The organism is Mycolicibacterium lutetiense (assembly GCF_017876775.1).
Classification (GTDB): domain Bacteria; phylum Actinomycetota; class Actinomycetes; order Mycobacteriales; family Mycobacteriaceae; genus Mycobacterium; species Mycobacterium lutetiense.
The window spans coordinates 940,238-961,099 of the sequence record NZ_JAGIOP010000001.1; the positions used below are offsets into that span (position 1 = coordinate 940,238).

The following is a 20,862-nucleotide window of genomic DNA, read 5'->3' on the forward strand; positions in this document are numbered from 1 at the left end:
GCCCAAACACTTGGGCAACAGAGTCCCACAACGACTGGACCACTACGAAGGGCTCACCTCAAAGACATGCCGCAAGATCAGCCCGGTTCCGTCGGCAATGCCGGCGATGTCTCCGGTGCCCAGCGCTACGTCACGGTGTCGATCGACAGCCACGTCGGTCCGTCGGTCAAGGACCAGCTGCGCCCGTATTGCGATGCGAAGCACCTTGACGACTTCGACCGCTTCGTCACGGATATGGAAAGCCAGGGGCTGTTGTCGTGGCGGTCCTCGGAGGCCAAATCCGGTGGGAAACAAAGTTGGTCGCTGGGCAAGTCGCAAGCGGAACGAGGCAAAGTCCAAGCCGAAAAGCTTGGACAGGCCGAGGCGGAGAAGTTCGGGAAGCAGGCCGGGATCCGCAATGCCGACCAGGTCGGCGCCCGGTTCCTGCAACGCAGCTACGAACACAGCCTGGCCCCCGGGCTGCAGGACCACGACGCGCGGATCGCCGACATGGATGCGCAGGGCGTCGCCGCGGACGTGATCTTTCACGGCGGACTGAACGGGCAATCGATCCCGTTCTCGACTACCGGTCTGATCAGCTGGGGGGACACCGCATACGACTATCTCGAAAAGGTCGGGGTCCGCATCTACAACCGGTGGTTGGCGGACTTCGTCTCGCTGGCCCCGGAACGCCATGCCGGGATCGCACACATCCCGATCTCCGACTTGAGTGCCTGCGCCAAGGAAGTCGAGTGGGCGGCCGAGGCCGGCCTGAAAGGCATCAACCTGCCGGCGCCACGCGGGGACTTCCCAATGCTCAATGATCCCGCATGGGAACCCCTTTGGGCCGCCTGCAATGAGACCGGAATGTCGGTCAACACCCACGGCGGCGGCGGCGAGCACTACCCGTATGAGGGGCAGGGCGCGCAGATGATGTACATGATGGAGACGCCGTTCCGGACCCGGAGGGGCCTGTGGGTGATGATCTTCAGCGGCGTATTCGAGCGCTACCCGAATCTCAAGCTGGTGCTCACCGAGCAGTGGGTGGACTGGGCCCCGGCCGCGATGGCGGACATGGACGGGCTTTACCACGGTCCGACCGGCGCGGCGATCCGCGCGAAGCTGCCCAAGCCTCCGTCGGAGTACTTCCGCCGGAACTGTTACATCGGGGCGAGTTTCATGTCCAACGGCGAGGCCAAGCTGGCCGTCGAACATGACCTCGTCGACAATGTCATGTGGGGCGACGACTATCCGCATGCCGAGGGAACCTTCCCCGACACCCGCGAGGCGATGCGCTTCACCTTCTCCGACATCGATCCGTTGCACACGCGGCAGTTCCTGGGCAATACCGCCATCGACCTGTACGGCCTCGACCGCGACAAGTTGACGAGGATCGCCGATCGGATCGGCCCGACGGTCGACGAGATTTCTACGCCCTATTCGCTGCCCGAAGACGCCGTGGTGGGTCTCTACGCGTTCCGGACCGGGCCGGGCATCTTCGTCTGATCGACGCCGGTTGCAGTCCCAACGTCCCTAATTCCCTTGTCTACGAGGAGATTATTACCCACCATGGATGCCGTCACCGGTCTCAGATCACCGTGCCGCTTGGTCACCTCCGAGGAGGTCGAACACCTCCGCGAACACGGCTGGGTGCAGTTGAAGCGCTTCGTGGACCCCGACGTCCTGAGCAGCATGCTCGAGCTCGCCCGCACGAAGATGGGCGACGACGCGGACAGCAATCCGTTGAAGGCGGGCATGGCCGCCGCCACCGACGGTGAGGCCAAGGGGGCGCTGGCGTACTTCAACGCCGAGCGCAGCGGTGGTCTGGCCAGCCCGGTGTTGCGGCCCTTGATCGACGAGATCGGCAAGAGCGCGACGAAGCTGTTGAATCGCCGCGCCAACGACGGTTCACCCGTCGGTGCCAGGTACTACAACGACTTCTTCGTGCCGAAATTGCCGTCCACCAAGTCATCCCGACACGGAGGCAACGGTGCCACCGCGTTCCACCAGGACTACATCACCTTCGCGGTCGACCGGACCGGGGGCATGACCTTCTGGATTCCGTTGGAGCCCTACGGGCCCGAGGCCGGGACCATGTCGTTCGTCAACGGGTCACACCGCCTCGGGGTACTCGGTGACTACACCACCTATGGCGGCGGCGACGCACTAGGGGCCTTTCCAGAACTGCGCGAACTGGAGATGAGCGAACAGGTGACCTACGAGCTGGGCGACATCACTGTGCACACCCACCTCACGGTCCACGGTGCCGGTGCGAACATGATGGACCGTCCCCGGTGGGGTTACCTGCTGGTCGTCCAGCCCGAAGATGTTTGCTGGAACGGATCTCCGTGCCCGAATTTCGACCACGCGGATATGGCGCCATGGGCGGCGCTGAACGACGAGCGCTTCCCGCTGATCGGCTGAAGGGCACCCCAATGACGACGCCGCCGACGACGCCGACCGTTCCGCTTTTTCCCAACAGAAACTTCATGCAGGTGTGCTGGGTGGTGTCCGATCTTCGGGTCGCCATCGAATCCTGGTCCCGCAGTACGGGAGTGGGGCCGTTCTTCTGGTTCGATGGCGTGGACTGCGTTGATGGGCGCCACCGTGGCCGACCCGCCCAGTTTCCGGCGGTCACGGCCGCGATCGCCTACGCCGGGGACCTGCAGATCGAGCTGGTCAGCCAGGACAACGACCAGCCGGGGGTGTTCCGCGACGTTTTCGGGAAGGGACAGTCGGGACTGCACCACATGGCGTTGATCTGTACCGACTACGAGTCCGAGCGCGACGCCTACATTGACGGGGGAGCGGAACTGGCGTTCGAGGGGCGGATCGGCAACAGCCGCACCTGCTGGGTCGACACCACACCCACACTCGGCTTCATGGTCGAGCTGCTTGAGCCGAGCCCGGTGCGGGAGAAGGGGTTCGCAGCGATGCGGGCTGCCGCGCAATCGTGGGACGGCGCCGATCCCATCGCCAGATTCTGACGCTGATGGACGACACGGGCGACACGGCGCCGCCTTCCACATTCCCCCGGCTGTTCGCCGAGGTCGTCGCCGACCGCGCCGACCACGATGCGCTCATCTTCGCCGGGGAAACGCTCACCTACCGGCAGCTGGATCAGCGGACGGGCCGAATGGCGCGAGCGCTCTTGGCGATCGGGGCCGGAAAAGGCACCCGGATCGCGATCCTGGCCCCCGACAGCGCCCTGTTTCTCACCACGTTCTACGCGGCACTGCGCATCGGTGCACTCGTCACCCCGGTCAGCACGCTGACCACCCCCAGCGAACTCGCCCACATAGCCCGTACCAGTGACGCCCAGATTCTGATCGGGGCGCGTGGGTTCCTGACCCGCGACTTCGGCCAGAACCTCGAAGCGGCCCTGCCGGGTCTGAATGGCTGCACGGCAGAGGCACTTCGCCTTCCCACGGCACCGTATCTACGCTCGGTGTGGCTCGACGACGTCGCGGGACTGCCCTGGGCGCGGTCAGTCGAGGACCTACAGACGCGGGCCGACACCCCCGACGCCCCGGATGCCGCGCTGCTTGCCGCGGTGGAAGCCGAGGTCGCCCCTGGCGACGATGCCTTCGTTGTGTACACCTCGGGTAGCACGGCCGCACCGAAGGCGGTGGTGCACGGCCAGTGGTCGGTCGCCCGTCAGCCTCGGGTCCTGGCCGCCTACTTCGACGTGCAAACCAGTGACCGCACCCTGTCGCTGTTGCCGGCCTTCTGGATGGGCGGCATCTCGGCGGCCCTGCAGGTGCTCAGCACCGGAAGCACTTTGGTGTATTCCACCAGTCCGGACATCGAGGTTGTGCTCGACATCATCGAACGCCACAACGTCACCAACGTCGTCATCTGGCACATGCTGGCGAAGCTCCGGGCGGCGGCAACGCTGCGCGGTGTCGACCTCGACGCCATCAAGGTCACCACCGGGGCGACCCGTGACGCGGATGGCCAACCCATCCCGAGGCACCTGCAGACCCGGATGCTCGGGATGTCGGAGAGCTTCGCGCCGCACAGCGCAGAATCGGTGACCACCCGGCTGCCCGAGTCGAAGTCCGGCGCCGCCGGCCGTGCCGTGAACGGAATCGAGCGTCGGGTGGTCGATCCGCAGACCGGTGTCGAGGTGCCTGCCGGCGCGGTCGGTGAGTTGCACCTGCGAGGGGGTGCGCTGATGACTGGCTTCTACAAGGTGCCCCGGGAGTCGGTCTTCACCCCCGACGGCTTCTTTCCGACCAACGACCTGGTCCGGATCGACGCCGACGGCTACGCATTCTTCGTCGGCCGTACCAGCGACATGATCAAGACCAACTCGGCCAACGTGTCTCGTCTTGAGGTCGAGGCTGCCCTGAACGCACTACCCGGGGTGGAGCTGGCGGTGGTCGCCGGACTACCGGACCCAGAACTCGGCGAACTCGTCGCCGCCGCAGTCGTTCCGGTGGCGGGTAGCCATCCGAACGAGGCGGATCTACGGACTGCCCTGCGCGAAACCCTGTCCAGCTTCAAGGTTCCGCGTCGCATCGTATTCATCACCCACGACGACATACCCAGGACACCGACCGGGAAGGTGCGGCTCTTCGAGCTGACCGAATTGGTGACGGCGCACCTGGCGACGTGTTGACGAGAACGGACAAGGAGACGCAGCAGATGACAGAGCAGGCACAGCGCAGTGCAGAGCCCGGGGACAGGCCTTCGGCGGAAGAGATCGTGCTGTACGAGAAGGACCCCAAGACCAAGATCGCCACGATCACCCTCGATCGCGCCGACGATCTCAATGCGATGACCATCGACGCCCAGCACCGATACGCCGATCTGGTCCACTACGCCGGCATCGACGATGACGTAAAGGTTCTGGTGATCCGGGCCAACGGACCCAACTTGGGCAGCGGTGCCGACCTGAGCGAGCTGATGGACACCATGGCCGGTCGCGGTGAGGGCAGCATGAACCACGCTGTTCGGGTTCCCGATGATGTGGACGTGACCTACCCGCCGGTGGGAACCTACCGCCGTCGTGCGTCGACCGTGCAGTACTACACCGATCCGGCCGCCGGAATGCGCAGCCTGCAGGACTTCAAGAAGATCAGCATCCTGGAGGTGCGTGGCTACTGCTACGGCTGGCATTTCTATCAAGCTGCCGACGCCGACATCGTGATCTCCGCTGAAGACGCTCTTTTCGGCCACGCGGCCTGGCGATATGCGGGATTCGCTGCACGGCAATGGCAGTGGTGCAACACGATGGGCGCGCGCAAGTTCATGGAGATGGTGTTCACCGGCCGGCCGTTCACCGCCAACGAGATGTACAACTGCAACTTCATCAACGCCGTGGTGCCGTTCGATGAGCTCGAGGCGATGACCGAGAAGTACGCGCTGGCCTGTTCGCGTACCCGGCCCACCGACACCGTCTTCGCCCAGAAGACGTTCTTCGAGATCTATAAACAGCATCAGGGTGAATACATGGGCAGTATCGTCTCGGGCCTTCTCGAATCGACCCTCGATCAGTTGCGGCCTGATCCCGACGCGCGCGGTATGGAACTGGACGAGGGCACGCTGGGCAACCTGACCGCCACCGTCAGGGACAACGATGGGCAGTTCCCCCCGGACTGGCGGCTGAGCCGGCGGGGCCGAGCCGCGCACTAGGAGAGCCAAATATGTTGGTAATCAACAATGCCCAGGTCTTCGATGGTCGCAGGCTGCTTCCCGGCAGGCATGATGTCACGCTGGACGGGAACACGATCACCGTGATCGACGACGCATCCGCGGTGGCTTCAGTAGCTTCAGGGGCGAGGGCGGTCGAGGTCGTCGACGCCGCAGGCATGACGTTGATGCCTGGTCTGATCAGCAGTCATCTGCACTCGGACTTCTACAAGTTCAACATCGCCGACAGTGACCGACTCGGCAAGGAACGGCCACCCGGGGTTCTGATGGCGATCGGCGTACGTACCTGTCGGGTGCTGCTGGAGAGTGGGTTCACCGGGTTCTCCGGCGCATCGTGTTCGAACGATATCGACGCGCAACTCAAGATGGCCATCGACGAGGGCATCATCCCGGGGCCACGGATTCGGGCCTGCGGACACCACATCGGTACCACCGGCGACATGAACAACGGCGGCCGGTGGTGGAAGGCATATCAGACGCCGGGAACCGACGTGTGTGCCGACGGTCCAGATGCCCTGCGCACGTTGGTCCGTCAGGAGATCAACCACGGTGCCGAGACCATCAAGATCTTCGCCAGCGCCGGACATGGCCAGCCGAACCGAACGGTACGCAACATGTCCCGTTCGGAGATCTCCTCGATCATCAGCACTGCACATGAGCGAGGGGCCAAAGTCCGGGCCCACGTGGCCGACAAGGCGATGATCATGGAGTGCCTCGAGCTCGGTCTCGATGTCGTCGACCACGGCGATGAGGTCGACGACGAGGTCATTGCCGCGATGGTCGAGACCGGGGCCTTCTGGGTGCCGAGCCTGATTTTCCTGCGGAGTGTGCTTGAGCTCGGGTACGGCGAGAGTATGGGTGTGCGGCGGGAGCAGTACGACCACGTCCGCGCCATGCTTCCGGCAGCGCAGGCCGCCGGGGTCCGGATTCTGATCGGCGACGATTACAGCGGCGTATTTCGTGATCTGTTGGACGACGATCCGCTGGACCATCAGGTCGGCAACTATGGCCGAGAATTCGCCTATTACAGCCAGATTGATGGTCTCGCACCCGAAGATGTACTGAGCTGGGGAACGCTCAATGCCGGTCAGCTGCTTGTTGACCCACCCGCGCGGGTCGGACTGATCGAACCCGGCGCCCTGGCGGATCTCATCATCGTCGACGGCAACCCCGTGGACGATCCCTCATTGCTTGCCCGTCCCAACGAGTCGCTGCGCGCCGTCATCCGGGACGGAGTGCTGGTGATCGACCGCCTGGGTGACAGCGCAGCCGATCCTCCGGGTGCGGAGCTCGACAGTCTGCTGGCCCGGTAGTTCGCACCCAGATTCGAGGAGCAGTGCCTACAGTGCAAGATCAGAAGGTTGTTTTCATCACCGGTGCGGGTTCGGGCATCGGACGCTCCGCAGCCGAGGCATTCGCCCGCCGTGGCTACGCGGTAGCGCTCGCCGATGTCGACGAGGAGGCCGGAGCCAAGGTCGAAGCGGAGCTGAGTCATTGGGGTGCTTGTACGTTCGTGCCGTGTGACGTGACCGACGATGGGAGCGTCGCGGACGCGGTGGGCCGTACGGTCGCGCTGTACGGTCGCCTCGACGCGGCATTCAACTCGGCCGGCGTCGACGGCGAGCACGGCAAACTGACGGCCGAGGGCTCGATGGCGAACTGGAACCGGGTGATCGCCGTCGACCTCACCGGTACCTGGTCGTGCATGCGACATCAGATCCCCCCGATCATCGAGGCGGGCGGCGGAGCGATCGTCAACTGCGCGTCGGTAGCAGGGTTGCGGGCCGCACCCACCGTGTCGGCCTATACCGCCGCCAAGCACGGTGTGGTCGGGTTGACCAGGGTGGCTGCGCGGGAGTACGCGAGTCAGGGTCTGCGGATCAACGCGATCTGTCCCGGCACCGTCGACACCCCGATGTTCCGCGAGTCGATGTCGCCCGCAGTGATCGAGAACCTGCTCAACGCAGCACCTATCGGCCGTCTCGCCGAGGCCAGCGAGATCGCCGATATCGCACTGTGGTTGTGCGATGACGCTCCCGCCTATCTGACCGGCCAGGCCATCGCGGTGGATGGGGGTATGGGAGCGTGACCGGTGTAGAAGGGATTCAGGTGTCCACACAACAGGTAGTGCCCTCCGACGACGTGTATTACGACCCATACGACCTCGACATCAACCGCGACCCGTATCCGACCTTTCGCCGGCTTCGGGATGAGGCGCCGCTGTACTACAACGAGCGGCATGACTTCTATGCGGTGAGCCGCCACGAAGACGTAGCGAAAGGGCTGTCGGACCGCAACACGTTCAAGTCGAGCCGCGGCAACATCCTCGAACTGATCAAGTCGGGCATCGAGATGCCGCCAGGGCTGGTCATTTACGAGGATGCGCCCACCCACACAATCCACCGCAAGCTGGTGTCGAAGATGTTCACGCCGAAGACGGTGGCGTCGCTGGAGCCGAAGATTCGGGCGTTCTCGGCGGCCTGTCTGGACCCGCTGGTGGGCACTGACCGGTTCGACCTCATCGCCGAATTCGCTGCTCAGATGCCGATGCGGGTCATCGGCATGCTGCTCGGTATCCCCGAGGAGGATCAAGAGCAGATTCGCGACCGCAGCGATGCGAACCTGCGGGTGGCCCCCGGCAAGGCGATGAAGTTCAAGCAGGACACCCTGGTTCGGGGCGGGGTGTTCGCCGACTACCTCGACTGGCGGGTGGACAACCCGTCCGACGACATCATGAGCGAGCTGCTGCACCTTGAGTTCGAGGACGAGACCGGCACCCAGCGGCGATTGACCCGCGATGAAATCCTGGCCTACGTCCAGGTCGTCGCCGGCGCGGGTAATGAAACCACCACGCGGCTGATCGGCTGGACGGCCAAGGTGCTGGCCGAATACCCCGATCAGCGTCGCGAACTCGTCGAGGACCGTTCGTTGATCCCGAATGCCGTCGAGGAGATCCTGCGTTTTGAGACACCTGCTCCGCATATCGGCCGATTCGTCGCGCTGGACACGGAGTTTCACGGTCAGGCTGTTCCAGCCGGCAGCGCGATTCTGTTCGTGGCGGGCGCCGCCAATCGCGACGACCGGGTCTACGCAGACCCCGACCGCTTCGACATCCACCGCAAGGTCGCTTCGCCGCTCACCTTCGGGATGGGCGCGCATTTCTGCCTCGGCGCGGCACTGACCCGACTCGAAGGGCGTATCGCGCTCGAGGAGATGCTGACCCGCTTCCCGGAATGGGACGTCGACCTCGCGGCCGCAAATCTATCTCCCACATCCACCGTCAGGGGCTGGGAGCAGCTACCGCTACTCATTTCATGAACGAATCCATCAGTGGCGGTCGGTGATTGCGGTACACCGACGGCTAGGCAAGAAATTCGACCGACATTACGATCACTGGAGTAAATGTAAATATGTTGTCACAACGGGCCGACGGGAAAATGATGACCGCTGAGGAAATCGTGCGTGCCGAGATCGCTGCGTGGGGTCGCAACGACGTCGACGAGGTGATGAGCCACTTCGCCGAAGACGCCACCTTCGACATCGGGCCGGACTGGCCGAAGCTCTCCGGGCACGAGGCGATCCGCGAGATGATGAAGGTGTTCTTCGCCGGCGGGAACTGTGTCGACCTCAAAGTCCTGTACCTGGCCGTCGACGGTGATGTGGTGCTGATGGAGCGTACCGATTACTGGATCGTGGACGGTAAGCAGATGAGCTGGCCGGTGATGGGCGCTTACGAGGTGAAGAACGGGAAGATCACGGCCTGGCGGGAGTACTTCTACCCACCGAAAGATCTTGGGGTGGACGGTGCTAGCGCACCTGAATGACCACTTTTCCCACCGCTTTCCCGGAGGCGACTTCGCGTAGCGCACCGGTGGTCTCCTCCAGCGGATAGACCGCGCCGATGTGCGGCTTCACCTTTCCGGTGGCCAATAGCTCTCCCAGTTCGGCCTCGTTGCGGGTGAACTCGTCCGGGGCGATGTCCTGGAATTGAAAGCCCAGCACCTGAATCCCTTTGACTAGCACCAGGTTCAGCGGGATACGGGGGATGACGCCCGAGGCGTAGCCGATCGTCACGAACCGGCCGCCGCGGCGCAGCGTCCGCAACGCGGGCTCCGACAGGTCCCCGCCGACCGGATCGAGGACCGCATGGGCGCCGTCGGGCAGCGCCTCCCGTATGGCTGCACGCAGGTCGCCCCGAGTGTGGTTGATCAGCGAAGCCGGACCGTATTGTGCTGCGGTGGCCAGCTTTTCATCAGAGGAGGCCACCGCGGTCACGCGGGCGCCCAGCATCGTCGCGAGCTGGACCGCTGCCAAACCGACACCGCCGCCGGCGCCGAGCACGATCACGTCGTCGCCGGGTTCGACCCGTAACACCGAGCGCAGCGTGTGATACGCGGTGCGGTGCGCGACTCCGAACGCTGCCGCGACGCGTTCGTCCACCCCGTCGGGTATCCGAGCCAGCCCGGCGGGAGGAACGCATACCTGTTCGGCGAACGCACCGAACAATCCGGTGCCGGTCACCCGGTCGCCCACGGTGAAACCATCAGTGTCACTGGCGACTTCGGTCACCACCCCGGCGAACTCGCTGCCGGGGATGAACGGCACCGGCACCGTGATCTGGTACTGGCCGGCGACGAGCAGCAGGTCGGGAAAGTTGACCGCGGCGGCACCGACTTGAACTCGAACCTGGCCGGAAGCGAGCGGGGGAGCGGGGAGTTCCTCGATGCGGACCACCTCAGGTGGGCCGTATTCGGGGCAGACGGCAGCCTTCACCGGTAATCGGTGGATTCGGCGAGGTCAGCGGCAGACTGCATCAGTTCGGTGACCACCGGACCGAACGCCAGCAACTTCTCGTCGTCGCCGGCCCGCTGAAAGCCCTGCTCCAGCACGATCGCCAGCTTCCACTTGGCGAGCACCAGGTAGTAGTCGAGGTCGTCGACCTGACGTCCGGACACCTTGGCGTAGTGGGCTACGACGTCGTCACGCGAGGGCATTCCGCGCATGTCGACGTAGCCCATTTCGGACGGCTCCGGGTTATCGGGATCGGAAGGCCATGACTGCACCATCCAGGCCAGGTCCAGCTTCGGGTCGCCGACCGTACCCATCTCCCAGTCCACGATCGCGGCCATCGTGGCCGGGGCGCCGTGTTGGTACATCACATTGGCGAACTGGTAGTCCCCGTGCATCAGGCCGGGAATGAAATCGAGTGGCTTGTGGGCCCGCAGCCAGTCCGTGGCCACCTCAAGCCCGGGCAACTCACGGTTCCTGATCCGTTCGAGGAACCCGATCCAGCGAGAGACCTGGCGTTCGTGGAAGCCATCGGGCCGACCGAGATCACCCAGCCCTTTGTCCTGCCAGTCGACCTTGGACAGCAGCGCGATACCCTCTGCCAGTTGATAACTCAAACCTGGACGGCTGCTCATATCGGTGTTGAACGGCTCCGGCCAGCGGCCGTGGGTGTCCATCGGGGACCAACCGTCGACGAATCCCATCAGATAGAACGGCCGGCCGAGCACCTGCGAATCGGCGCACACCCCGACCGCGGCGGTGTGCGGGACATCCGTGCCGTCGAGCGCCTCGATGATCCGCCATTCCCGCAGGATGCCCTTGTCCCGGTCCGGTGGAGCGCCCGCCGGCGGCATCCGCAGAACACAGGAATGCTCGCCACGGCGGATCTGGTAGATGACGTTCTGGGTTCCGCCGGACAGGAAGCGGGCCTCCAACGGCTCGCCCTTGCCCGCCAGCCCGGCGTCGTCCATCCAATCGGCAAGGCGAGCAGTATCGAGGCCCCGCACAAGAGGAGCAGAATCAGATTGCGTCACAGGTTGCCTACTGTGTTTTCGATGTCGGACTCCAGGAACTCGGCGAACTTCGCCTTCGCGGCTTCCCGTTTGCGGGGGATCCACTCGCTGGGCCAGGTGTCGGTGGTCGGCTGGTAGTTGCGCAACACCTGCCGGGCCACCGTGGTCTTGTGCACTTCGGTCGGGCCGTCGGCCAGGCCCATCACCGCGGCACCGGTGACCATGCCGAGGAAGGGCATCTCGTTGGTGACGCCGAGCGCGCCGTGGATCTGCATTGCGCGCCAGGCGATGTCGTGCAGCACGGTGGGCATCGCGACCTTGACCGCGGCGATGTCCTTGCGGACCAACTTGTAGTCGTTGTATTTGTCGATCTCCCACGCGGTGTAGAGCACCATCAACCGGAACTGCAGCAACTGGGCATAGGAGTCGGCGATGTACCCCTGGACGAACTGCTTGTCCGACAGACGGCTGCCCTGGGTCTCCCGGCTCAGCGCGCGTTCGCACATCATGTCCAGCGCCTTCTGAGCCAGGCCGATCGTGCGCATCGCGTGGTGGATCCGGCCGCCACCCAACCGGGTTTGCGCGATCACGAAGGCCTGTCCCTCGCCGCCCAGGAGGGCTTCGGCGGGGACCCGGACGTTGTCGTAGTGGATCAACGCATGGCTGCCCTCGTTGTCCGGTTCGCCGTACAGTCCGACGTTGCGGACGATCTTGACGCCGGGGGTGTCGGTGGGCACCAGGAACATCGACATGCCCTGGTAGGCGCTGACCTCAGGATTGGTGACCACCATGACGATCAGAAACGACGCCGTTGCGGCGTTGGAGGAGAAGAACTTCCAGCCACTAATCACCCAGTCGTCCCCGTCGCGTACCGCGCTGGTGGTGAACAGGGTCGGGTCCGCACCGGCATGCGGTTCGGTCATCGAATAGCAGGAGAACAGCTCACCCTCGAGCAGTGGATGCAGGTACTGCTTCTTCTGCTCCTCGGTGCCGTAATGCGCGATGATCTCGGCATTTCCGGTGTCGGGCGCCTGACAGCCGAACACGATCGGGGCCCACTGCGAGCGGCCCAGGATCTCGTTGAGCAGCGCCAGCTTGAGCTGCCCGTATCCCTGCCCGCCCAGTTCGGGGCCCAGATGGGTGGCCCACAAACCCTTTTCGCGCACCTGTGCCTTGAGCGGGTTGATCGCCTCGCGGCGCTTACCCTCCAGTTGGGTGAATTGCAGGTGCGGCCAGGCCAGATCGAGTGGCTCGACCTGTTCGGTCACGAATTCGTCGGCCCAGTCCAGTAATTCCTGGTACTGCGGATCGGTCTCGAAATCCCACGCCATCGGGGGTCCTCCGAATCTATTTGTCGGTAGTGGTGTTGAAGCCGGTGATCATCGCGCCGATATCGCGTGCGACGAGCTCGGTGAACGAGCGGTCGCCGAAACTCCCGCCGGCCCAGTGCCGGACGCCCTCGCTGACCAGGATCTGGGCCAACCGGGACAGGTGGGTCACATCGACGTGTTTGCCGAGCTTGCCGTCTGCCTGGGCTCGGGTGAACAATTCGCCGAACATGTCGGCGTCCTGCGTGTCCGGGTCGACGTCGCCGGCCAGGATGCGGTGTTCGTGCCGGTACCCCTCCAGGATCGTCTCGACGATCAGATCGGGGGGATTGCGTGCCATCGACCGTTCCAGGCTGCGCAGTGCTTCGGTAACGACAGCCATCATGTCGTAATCACCGGCCAGCAACGATTTCACCCGCTTTTGCGCCAGTCGGGTGGAGGTCAGGCCCACCTCGAACAGCACGTCCTCTTTGGCGGGGAAATAGAAATAGAACAACGCCCGGGACACCCCGGCGGCGCGGCAGATATCGGCGACGGTGGTCTTCGCATAGCCGTTCGTGCGCCAGAGCGCCATCGCGGCCTGGACCAGATCGCGTTTGGTCCTGGTGGACCTTGCGCGTTGGTAGGAGGCGCGACGCTGACCACCGTCAGTCTTCGATTCCGCTGCCACCTTGGCCATTTTCGAACTTTAACAGGAGAATTGACGGTTGCAAATAGTTGACGGCTGTATAACTATCGCCGTCGTGGTGGCCGTCGTTCCGTCAGCACCCGCCATACCCAGGTGGACGGCAGCACCTGCCCGGTGGTGACGTAGGTGATGGTGGCCGTGTGGAACAACGCGTCGGACAGGTCGGACAGCCCGTCGGACTTTCCGGCGAGCAGCAGCTGGTCGCCGACCTGCAGCGTGACGTCGTCGTCGGGGGTCAGGATCAATTCCTCGCCGCGCACCAGCAGCAGGGCCATCACCTGCAAGGTCTCGGAACGATCGTCGGGGTGTCGCAGCAGATCGCCCAGGGCCAGCTCATGGCCGCTGAGCCAGCGCACGACGGCAGGTGCTTCTCGTTCGGTCAGGGTGATGGCTTCGCGCTCGGGAACCGCGGGTCCACACCGTTGCAGCAGGCGGTCCCGAGTCCGTTCGGCCCATGCGTCGTCCTGTTGCACGGCTTCCTCGATGAACCGCCAGAAGCTCGGATGGACCAACCGGGCCAGCGTCTCCCGTGCCACCAGGTCGGTGGGTACGAAGACCGAGTCCACGTCCAGCGCCGCGAGCAGTGCTCGGTGCATGCAGTCCTGCTGGCGTACCGAGACGAATGCGCCGGGGTTGGACAGTCGGGCATGCTCGGCCATCGCGATGTTCGTCATGTCATTGTCGGTGCCGGCCACGAAACCGACCACGCCGTCAAGGTCCAGCGGGTTGTCGGTGGGCGGGATCTGGTCGACGGTCAGCCCGGAGTCGCGTAGGTCCGCCGTCACCTGCTCGGCGAACTCACCGTGCCCGCACACCACCCAGCGGCCCCGGGTCAACCCGACGCGTAGGTCCGGAAGTTGATTTTCGTCGTTGTCCATCAGCCAGATCATCAGCTGGTAGGTGATCGGCTGATGCAGCATCAGCGCCAGATAGCCGCCGTAGCGGTCGTCCGGATTGATCACTGCGGCCGGACCGAAGTCTTCCATCCGATGCTGTACCGCTCGATCATGGCAGCGAGCGATCACGGTGACATCGGGGCGCAACAACGAGACCGCCATGACGGCAGCAAGATTCGAGTCATCGTCGTCGGTGAGTGCCAACACGCCCTGACAGGTGGGGCGGTCGAGTCCGGCCAGGCCCAGGACCGCCGGGTTGTGGCAGTCACCGACTACGGCGGGAATGTCGGAGTGCGTCGCATCGACGACGACCGAATCCACCCGCCGCTGCTGCTTGTCGATCACCACGAAGCGGCGGCGCCAGTCATCGAGTTCCAGCCCCACCTCCCGCCCGGTCTGGCCGTAGCCGCAGATCAGCAGGAACGGTTCCCGGAGACGGCGGACCTGGCGCCGAAATCGCTGGGCGCGTAGGGCGTCTTTGAACGCACTGTCGTTCACCGCGGAGAGCAGGGCGCCGATCGCGTACGCCCAGGCGATCACCAGGGTGAAGATGGACAGGGTCAGCCACATTCGCTGCGGATAGGAAAATGGGTAGGGAACTTCGCTGTAGCCGACCGTGGTCAGGGTTATCGCCATTTGGTAGAACGAGTCGAACAGCGTGAGGTGGCGAGTATGTCCGTCGGCATCGACGCTCGGCATCAGCATCAAGCCCGCGACGTTGATGCTGAAGGTCACGATCACGAAGATGAACGGGGCCCGCATCCGGCGCAGCACCACGAACATCGCGTCGGTGGTTTCACCGCCGGTGGGCACCTGTGTCGGCTTACGCGCCCGCGGTGGGATCTTCCGCAGTCGGAAGTTGAGCAGGTCGATCGGCTTGGGCATGTGTTAGTCCACGGGGCTCAACGACGCCGATAGGTGACGGTTTCCACCACCAGCAGGATCACCGCCACCAGGTTGGCCAACAAAGCCCCGCCGGACAGCGACACCATGCTCGCGGTGTGAGAGGCGTCGAGACCGCCGGGGGATACCTGGGTGGCCCACACCCAGACCGCGACAGCGGCGATCAGTTGCAGCACCGCGACCAGGCTGGTGGCCAGGTGAATTGCGCCGATCTGGGTCCGGTCGCCGAGCTTCAGAGCGGTCGCGATCAGGTTGACGATCACGGCCGCGAACAGCTCGTACACGTTGTGCACGAGCGGATCGGAGATGTCGCCGACGAAAAACCCGAAGTTCAAGGTGGCCGCCAACACCACGAAGAAGCCGAACACCACTTTCTCGAGGTTCACCCTGCGTAACGCTAGACGTTGCGGACTAGACATCCCAGGGCCGTAGGTCGTCAAGCTGCTTGGGTGTCGGTGGTGGTGTGGCGGTGCGCCCAGGCCTGGTGTTCGTTGTAGATGGTGTGGTGGCGTAGGCAACCGTGCAGGATGCCGACGAGGCGGTTGCCCAGGGCGCGGAGCGCTTGATGGTGTGAATCCCCGTTGGTGCGGTGCTGGTCGTAGAAGGCGCGGGCGCCGGGACTGTTGGTCAGTGCGCAGAATGCCCATTGGTCGATCGCGTCGTAGAGGCGGCGGTTGCGGACGTGGCGGGCCAGCACGGCGCGTTTCTTGCCCGACGCGATCGTCAATGGTGAGGTTCCGGCGTAGTTCTTGCGACGCTTGGCGGTGGTGTAGCGGTTCGGGTCGTCCCCGAACTCACCGAGCACCCGGGCGCCGAGGATGACACCGAGTCCTGGCAGGGAGAGGTAGATGTCGGCGTCCGGGTGTGCTTCAAAATGTGTCGCCAACTCGGTCTCGAGGTCGGCAATCTGGTGGTTGAGCTCGGCGATGATCCCGACCGCGGCGCGAGTGGTGGCCCCGAATGCGGCGGTGACCGCGGCCGGCGCGGCGAGCTGCTCGGTGCGCAACGCCGCCTGAATCTCCAACGCTCTGGAATCGAGGTTGCGTTGTCGCCCAGCGGCTTTGAGTGCCGATCGGATCTTGGCCAGGCTCAGACGCCCGGCGGCGGCGGGGGTGGGGGCGCGGCCCAGGATGGCTAGGGCGTCGCGGTCGGCCAGAGATTCGAAAGCCTCCAACGCGGCGGGGTAGTACTCCCGCAACGCACTGCGCAGCGCATTGGTGTTGCGGTTGCGGCTCCAGATCAGGTTCTGATGCGCCCGCGCCAAGACCTTGATCGCCTCCACCTCGGCGCTGTCCCCGGCGATCGGGCGATGGTTGCGCCGGTCGGTGCGCACCAGATCAGCCAACAGCTTGGCGTCTCCAGCGTCGGACTTGGCTCCCGACACCTGGTGGCGGTCGCGGTAGCGGGCCACCGCGAGCGGGTTGACCGCGTACACCTGATAGCCGGCCCCCGACAGCGCCTCGACCCACAGACCACGGTCGGTTTCGATGCCGATCACCACCTGATCTGGGTCCTCGGCGTGGGCGGCCACCAGCTCATGGAACCCGCGGATACCGGCCAGGCCCTCCGGTAGCCGGCGCGCTGCCAGCTTGGCCCCCTCGGCGTCCATCAGATGCACGTCGTGATGGTCCTCGGCCCAGTCGTCCCCAACGAAGATCGTCATCTCGCCTCCCTGCTCGGGGTCAGTGAAACCTGCTCGAGCCGAAGGGCACCCGGCGGCAACCTAATGGATCAGTGCTCGGTGGCACGACACCCCATCAGCGCTATAGATGACCTCACCAACCGGCCGGGGCACGATCTAGTCCTAGAAGTCGAACACACTCCAGGTCAAGCCAGTGCTCACCGGCCAGCGGCTCGATGATCAGCGTCCCGCTCCAGAAGCAAGATCCCCGTCAAGGACACGCTGATCGGTTCCCATTAGGTGAGGGAGTGAGAATCCTATTCTTTCTGCTTATCGCTGATAGGTGGGGGTCCGACGTTGACGCACACCCGGTGCTGTGGAAACCTACTATCCATTGGTGAGAGTCACATTCTCATACGTGTGGCAGGAACGGGAGCAGCAGATGGCGATCGACCCAACCGGTATCGATTTTTTCCGCGATGAACGATTGGTCGACGACCCGTACCCGTTCTTCGAGGCGTTGCGGGACAAGTGCCCCGTCACCCGTGAAGACCAGTACAACGTCACCATGGTGACGGGCTGGGACGAAGCGGTGCAGGTCTACAACGACGAGGAGACCTTCTCGTCGTGCCTCTCGGTCACCGGACCGTTCCCGGGCTTCCCGGTCCCGCTGGAGGGGCGCAGCGCCGAAGAGGTCACCGCGCTCATCGACAAGCACCGCAACGAACTGCCGTTCAGCGATCAGCTGCCCACGCTGGATCCGCCCACCCACACCGATCATCGCTCGTTGTTGATGCGGCTGATCACGCCCAAGCGCCTCAAGGAGAACGAGGACGCCATGTGGCAGTTGGCCGATGACGTGCTCGACGACTACCTGGGCTCGGGTGGGGGCGAGTTCATCAAGGGTTTCGCCGGCCCGTTCACCCTGCTGGTGATCGCCGATCTGCTCGGCATTCCCGACGAGGACCGCGAAGGTTTCGTCAACGGCATCAAGCAACATTCCGGCGGTGGCATCGGCAGCACCAGCAAGGAATCGCTGTCACACAGCCCGCTGGAGTTCCTCTACGGCCAGTTCTCCGACTACGTTTCGGATCGCCGGGCCAATCCACGTGGCGACGTCCTCACCGGCTTGGCCGAGGCCACCTTCCCGGACGGCAGCATCCCCGACGTCGGTGATGTCGCGCGGGTGGCGACCAACGTCTTTTCGGCCGGCCAGGAGACCACGGTCCGACTGCTCAGCACCGCCCTGAAAGTCCTTGGCGAGCAACCGGAGATCCAGCAGCGGCTCCGCGCCGACCGCAGCCTGATCCCGAACTTCATCGAGGAGGCGCTGCGGATCGAAAGCCCGGTCAAGGGTGACTTCCGGCTGTCGCGCTGCCCGGTGACCATCGGCGAGACCGAGTTGAGTGCGGGTACCACCTTGATGGTGCTCAACGGTGCGGCCAACCGCGATCCCCGGCGCTTCGAGGATCCCGACACGTTCGACCTGGCCCGCAAGAACGCCCGCCAGCACCTGGCTTTCGGCCGCGGCATCCACAGCTGCCCCGGCGCCCCGTTGGCGCGGGCCGAAACCCGGGTCGGTATCGAGCGGTTACTCGACCGGACCACCGACATTCGCATCTCCGAGGCCAAGCATGGCTCGGACGGCAACCGGCGCTACAACTACATCCCGACCTTCATCCTGCGCGGGCTGACCGAACTGCATCTGGAGTTCGACAGCTGATGCGCGTGCGGGTTGATGAAGACCGTTGCGCGGGCCACGGCATGTGCCTGACCCTGTGCCCCGAGGTCTTCGAGATGTCGGACGATGGTTGGGCGGTCGCCGATCCAGAAGAGGTTCCGGCCGCCTTCGAAGATGCGGCACGTGAAGCGATACAGAACTGCCCGGAACGGGCGATCAGCGAAATCAACGAGTGACGAAGGGGTTTGGATATGGCCGCTGGAACTTCTAAGGGATACGTGATCATCACCGAGGACATCAAGGACCCGGCCGGGATGGGCGAGTACGCCAAGCTGGCGTCGAAGGCGATGGGCGGCGCGACCGTCGTGGCCGTGGATCAGAAGCCCGAGGTGATCGAGGGAGCCTGGCACGGCACACAAACCGTGGTGCTGGAGTTCGAATCCGTAGACGCCGCTCGTGAGTGGTACTACTCCGATGCCTACCAGGCGGCCGCCAAGGTGCGCCAGGGTGCCGCCGAGTGCAACGGCGTCATCCTTTCCGGCTTCCCCGCCTGATCCCATGCGCTTCAGCATCACTCACCCGATGCACAGCCATCCGTACCACCCGGATCTGGTGAGTGGCAGCGGGGTTGCCGCGGTAGCGGCTGCGGCGGAGGCGGCGGGGTTCGACGGCTTCGGGTTCACCGACCATCCCGCTCCGTCGCAGCGCTGGCTGGACGCCGGTGGTCACGACGCGGTCGACCCGTTCGTGGCGATGACCTTCGCCGCGGCACACACCACCACGCTGCGACTGGTGCCCAACATCGTGGTGCTGCCATACCGCAACCCCTTCGTGGTGGCCAAATCCGGCGCCACTCTGGACCTGCTGTCCGGTGGCCGGTTCACACTGGCCGTCGGGGTGGGTTACCTCAAGCGCGAATTCGCCGCACTCGGGGTTTCCTACGACGACCGTGCTGCACTGTTCGACGAGGCACTTGAGGTGATCCGGGGCATCTGGACCACCGACGATTTCACGTTTGAAGGCAAGAACTTCAGCGCCCGCGGTATCACCGCGCACCCCCGACCGGTGGCGGGTCCGCATCCGCCAATCTGGATCGGTGGCAACACCTCAGCGGCGCGGGCCCGGGTGGCCAAACACGGCGACGGGTGGTGCCCGTTCGCCGCACCGCCGGGCCTGGCCAAGACCGCGGGCACCGCAGCGATGGACTCACTCGACGCGTTGGCCGCCGGCATCGAGGATCTGCGGGCCCGGTTGGCCGCTGCTGGTCGCGATCCCGACGGAATCGACATCGTGTTCAACAACTTTGAGGGTGGCAACCCCGGCGCCGACGACTTCAATGCCGACGCCTACCTGGCCGGCGTGGACAAGCTCGCCGCGCTGGGGGTCACCTGGCTGCACGTGACCCTGCCCGGCGACAGTTTGGCCCATGCGCTGGAGGCGACCGAGAGCTTCGGTAAGACAGTAATTTCGCGTTGACTCTGCGGTGAGGGCGCAAAAGTACGAGTAGGCAGCGCCGTGGCCGCAGAGTCGATGGGGAATCAGGCCGGCGTCACGGCGGCTATCGGCGTGGTCGTCGTGGCGTGCACCAGCAGTTCGGCCAGCTCGCGGGGGCAGCTCAGGAACGGCGAGTGCGACGCGTCGATGGTCAGTTGCTCGACACCGAGACGTTGCGTCACGGTGTCGGCCAGCCACTGCGGCATCGAGCGGTCCTGCAGGCAGCGGATGAAGCTGCGGGGCAGATCGGCCGCCCAGAACTGCGGCACCGACACCGGCGTGACGGTGGTGTCGCCGAACCGCTCCGGGCCCAGGCGATCGAAAGCCCAACGGGCCGTTGCCTCGTCGCAATCGTGGTAGAAGTAGCGCCACGCACCGTCGAAGTCGGCGAAGTGCATTGCGCCCTCCGCGTCGAAATGCAGGTAGCCCAGCATCTCGCCGACATCTCCGTCGAATTCGCCGCCCAACTCATCTTCGGCCGTACGCATGGCCATCGCCTCGGGATAGGTCCGGCCCTCCCTGGGTAGTGCGGCCGCCAGATACACGATGTGGCCCACCAGCTCTGGGGCGGCATCGGCAGCAAGGGTGGCGTCGAACCCGCCGCCGGAATGTCCCACCAGCACATCCCCGGGTTGCATGACCTCGAGGATCGCGGCGCGGCGGTTGGCCAGGGTTGATTCCTCGGCTGCCCGAGCGCCGTGCCCGGGCAGGTCCACCGCGACACCGCCGTGACCGAGGTTCTGCAACTCGGCGATGGTGCGGTCCCAGCACCAGGCCGCGTGAAATCCGCCGTGTACGAAGACGAACCGCACG

21 protein-coding genes are annotated in these 20,862 nt (G+C 64.8%); 13 read left to right on the top strand and 8 right to left on the bottom strand.

Translation table 11 applies throughout. The features are described from left to right. Positions 1-66: 66 nt before the first annotated feature. The 9 genes from JOF57_RS04605 (at position 67) to JOF57_RS04645 (ending at position 9,461) form a co-directional block, all read left to right on the top strand. Positions 67-1,485, top strand: coding sequence for an amidohydrolase family protein (locus tag JOF57_RS04605; RefSeq protein WP_209914092.1), 1,419 nt, complete (start codon positions 67-69; stop codon positions 1,483-1,485). A gap of 63 nt (positions 1,486-1,548) precedes the next feature. Next, positions 1,549-2,403, top strand: coding sequence for a phytanoyl-CoA dioxygenase family protein (locus JOF57_RS04610; protein ID WP_209914094.1), 855 nt, complete (start codon positions 1,549-1,551; stop codon positions 2,401-2,403). Between the two features lie 11 nt (positions 2,404-2,414). After that, a complete protein-coding gene (locus JOF57_RS04615; protein ID WP_209914097.1) occupies positions 2,415-2,966 on the top strand; it encodes a VOC family protein in 552 nt (183 codons plus the stop codon). Between the two features lie 5 nt (positions 2,967-2,971). Next, on the top strand, positions 2,972-4,603 hold the full coding sequence (locus tag JOF57_RS04620) for a class I adenylate-forming enzyme family protein (RefSeq protein WP_209914099.1): 1,632 nt from the start codon (positions 2,972-2,974) through the stop codon (positions 4,601-4,603). Positions 4,604-4,629: 26 nt separating this feature from the next. After that, the gene (locus JOF57_RS04625; RefSeq protein WP_209914102.1) at positions 4,630-5,619 is read left to right on the top strand and encodes an enoyl-CoA hydratase/isomerase family protein; all 990 of its coding nucleotides are present in this window, start codon (positions 4,630-4,632) and stop codon (positions 5,617-5,619) included. Between the two features lie 11 nt (positions 5,620-5,630). Further along, positions 5,631-6,950, top strand: coding sequence for an amidohydrolase family protein (locus JOF57_RS04630; RefSeq protein ID WP_209914105.1), 1,320 nt, complete (start codon positions 5,631-5,633; stop codon positions 6,948-6,950). A gap of 32 nt (positions 6,951-6,982) precedes the next feature. Then, on the top strand, positions 6,983-7,726 hold the full coding sequence (locus JOF57_RS04635; protein ID WP_209914107.1) for an SDR family oxidoreductase: 744 nt from the start codon (positions 6,983-6,985) through the stop codon (positions 7,724-7,726). Between the two features lie 20 nt (positions 7,727-7,746). Further along, on the top strand, positions 7,747-8,955 hold the full coding sequence (locus tag JOF57_RS04640) for a cytochrome P450 (protein ID WP_307869958.1): 1,209 nt from the start codon (positions 7,747-7,749) through the stop codon (positions 8,953-8,955). 122 nt (positions 8,956-9,077) lie between these two features. Continuing rightward, on the top strand, positions 9,078-9,461 hold the full coding sequence (locus JOF57_RS04645; RefSeq protein ID WP_209914110.1) for a limonene-1,2-epoxide hydrolase family protein: 384 nt from the start codon (positions 9,078-9,080) through the stop codon (positions 9,459-9,461). On the opposite strand, the gene JOF57_RS04650 is transcribed toward JOF57_RS04645, so the two are convergent. Genes JOF57_RS04650 through JOF57_RS04680 form a run of 7 tightly spaced genes read right to left on the bottom strand, consistent with a single transcriptional unit; the run spans position 9,445 to position 16,916 of the window. Continuing rightward, the gene (locus tag JOF57_RS04650) at positions 9,445-10,410 is read right to left on the bottom strand and encodes an NADPH:quinone oxidoreductase family protein (protein ID WP_209914113.1); all 966 of its coding nucleotides are present in this window, start codon (positions 10,408-10,410) and stop codon (positions 9,445-9,447) included. The genes JOF57_RS04645 and JOF57_RS04650 overlap by 17 nt on opposite strands. After that, complete coding sequence (locus JOF57_RS04655; RefSeq protein ID WP_209914115.1) at positions 10,407-11,396, bottom strand: phosphotransferase family protein; 990 nt, start codon at positions 11,394-11,396, stop codon at positions 10,407-10,409. The genes JOF57_RS04650 and JOF57_RS04655 overlap by 4 nt, the downstream gene beginning before the upstream one ends. A 59-nt stretch (positions 11,397-11,455) precedes the next feature. Beyond that, the gene (locus JOF57_RS04660; protein WP_209914118.1) at positions 11,456-12,769 is read right to left on the bottom strand and encodes an acyl-CoA dehydrogenase family protein; all 1,314 of its coding nucleotides are present in this window, start codon (positions 12,767-12,769) and stop codon (positions 11,456-11,458) included. 16 nt (positions 12,770-12,785) lie between these two features. Next, on the bottom strand, positions 12,786-13,445 hold the full coding sequence (locus JOF57_RS04665) for a TetR/AcrR family transcriptional regulator (RefSeq protein WP_209914120.1): 660 nt from the start codon (positions 13,443-13,445) through the stop codon (positions 12,786-12,788). 53 nt (positions 13,446-13,498) lie between these two features. Continuing rightward, on the bottom strand, positions 13,499-15,235 hold the full coding sequence (locus tag JOF57_RS04670; protein WP_209914122.1) for an NAD-binding protein: 1,737 nt from the start codon (positions 15,233-15,235) through the stop codon (positions 13,499-13,501). Positions 15,236-15,252: 17 nt separating this feature from the next. Then, a complete protein-coding gene (locus tag JOF57_RS04675) occupies positions 15,253-15,639 on the bottom strand; it encodes a DUF6394 family protein (protein ID WP_209914125.1) in 387 nt (128 codons plus the stop codon). 50 nt (positions 15,640-15,689) lie between these two features. Next, the gene (locus tag JOF57_RS04680; protein ID WP_209914127.1) at positions 15,690-16,916 is read right to left on the bottom strand and encodes an IS110 family RNA-guided transposase; all 1,227 of its coding nucleotides are present in this window, start codon (positions 16,914-16,916) and stop codon (positions 15,690-15,692) included. A gap of 400 nt (positions 16,917-17,316) precedes the next feature. Here JOF57_RS04680 and JOF57_RS04685 point away from each other — a divergent pair, with 400 nt between their 5' ends. The 4 genes from JOF57_RS04685 to JOF57_RS04700 are packed head-to-tail and all read left to right on the top strand — an operon-like array spanning position 17,317 to position 20,031. Further along, entirely contained in the window at positions 17,317-18,597 is a 1,281-nt protein-coding gene (locus JOF57_RS04685) for a cytochrome P450 (protein WP_209915814.1), read from the top strand. Next, positions 18,597-18,791, top strand: a complete 195-nt coding sequence (locus JOF57_RS04690) for a ferredoxin (RefSeq protein WP_209914130.1) — start codon at positions 18,597-18,599, stop codon at positions 18,789-18,791. Before JOF57_RS04685 ends, JOF57_RS04690 begins: the two co-directional genes overlap by 1 nt. A gap of 15 nt (positions 18,792-18,806) precedes the next feature. Next, a complete protein-coding gene (locus JOF57_RS04695) occupies positions 18,807-19,109 on the top strand; it encodes a DUF1330 domain-containing protein (RefSeq protein ID WP_209914132.1) in 303 nt (100 codons plus the stop codon). A gap of 4 nt (positions 19,110-19,113) precedes the next feature. Next, entirely contained in the window at positions 19,114-20,031 is a 918-nt protein-coding gene (locus JOF57_RS04700; protein WP_209914134.1) for an LLM class F420-dependent oxidoreductase, read from the top strand. 62 nt (positions 20,032-20,093) lie between these two features. Here the strand turns inward: JOF57_RS04700 and JOF57_RS04705 are convergent, their stop codons facing one another. Further along, positions 20,094-20,861, bottom strand: a complete 768-nt coding sequence (locus JOF57_RS04705) for an alpha/beta fold hydrolase (protein WP_209914137.1) — start codon at positions 20,859-20,861, stop codon at positions 20,094-20,096. Position 20,862 lies beyond the last annotated feature (1 nt).

What these genes read in the sequence shown, in the direction of transcription:
- JOF57_RS04610 (WP_209914094.1), top strand. Translation starts at nt 1,549, where the DNA reads ATGGATGCCGTCACCGGTCTCAGATCACCGTGCCGCTTGGTCACCTCC.
- JOF57_RS04605 (WP_209914092.1), top strand. Translation starts at nt 67, where the DNA reads ATGCCGCAAGATCAGCCCGGTTCCGTCGGCAATGCCGGCGATGTCTCC.
- JOF57_RS04645 (WP_209914110.1), top strand. Translation starts at nt 9,078, where the DNA reads ATGACCGCTGAGGAAATCGTGCGTGCCGAGATCGCTGCGTGGGGTCGC.
- JOF57_RS04665 (WP_209914120.1), bottom strand. Translation starts at nt 13,445, where the DNA reads ATGGCCAAGGTGGCAGCGGAATCGAAGACTGACGGTGGTCAGCGTCGC.
- JOF57_RS04695 (WP_209914132.1), top strand. Translation starts at nt 18,807, where the DNA reads ATGGCCGCTGGAACTTCTAAGGGATACGTGATCATCACCGAGGACATC.
- JOF57_RS04690 (WP_209914130.1), top strand. Translation starts at nt 18,597, where the DNA reads ATGCGCGTGCGGGTTGATGAAGACCGTTGCGCGGGCCACGGCATGTGC.
- JOF57_RS04615 (WP_209914097.1), top strand. Translation starts at nt 2,415, where the DNA reads ATGACGACGCCGCCGACGACGCCGACCGTTCCGCTTTTTCCCAACAGA.
- JOF57_RS04670 (WP_209914122.1), bottom strand. Translation starts at nt 15,235, where the DNA reads ATGCCCAAGCCGATCGACCTGCTCAACTTCCGACTGCGGAAGATCCCA.
- JOF57_RS04630 (WP_209914105.1), top strand. Translation starts at nt 5,631, where the DNA reads ATGTTGGTAATCAACAATGCCCAGGTCTTCGATGGTCGCAGGCTGCTT.
- JOF57_RS04680 (WP_209914127.1), bottom strand. Translation starts at nt 16,916, where the DNA reads ATGACGATCTTCGTTGGGGACGACTGGGCCGAGGACCATCACGACGTG.
- JOF57_RS04655 (WP_209914115.1), bottom strand. Translation starts at nt 11,396, where the DNA reads ATGGACGACGCCGGGCTGGCGGGCAAGGGCGAGCCGTTGGAGGCCCGC.
- JOF57_RS04625 (WP_209914102.1), top strand. Translation starts at nt 4,630, where the DNA reads ATGACAGAGCAGGCACAGCGCAGTGCAGAGCCCGGGGACAGGCCTTCG.
- JOF57_RS04685 (WP_209915814.1), top strand. Translation starts at nt 17,317, where the DNA reads ATGGCGATCGACCCAACCGGTATCGATTTTTTCCGCGATGAACGATTG.
- JOF57_RS04700 (WP_209914134.1), top strand. Translation starts at nt 19,114, where the DNA reads ATGCGCTTCAGCATCACTCACCCGATGCACAGCCATCCGTACCACCCG.
- JOF57_RS04620 (WP_209914099.1), top strand. Translation starts at nt 2,972, where the DNA reads ATGGACGACACGGGCGACACGGCGCCGCCTTCCACATTCCCCCGGCTG.
- JOF57_RS04660 (WP_209914118.1), bottom strand. Translation starts at nt 12,769, where the DNA reads ATGGCGTGGGATTTCGAGACCGATCCGCAGTACCAGGAATTACTGGAC.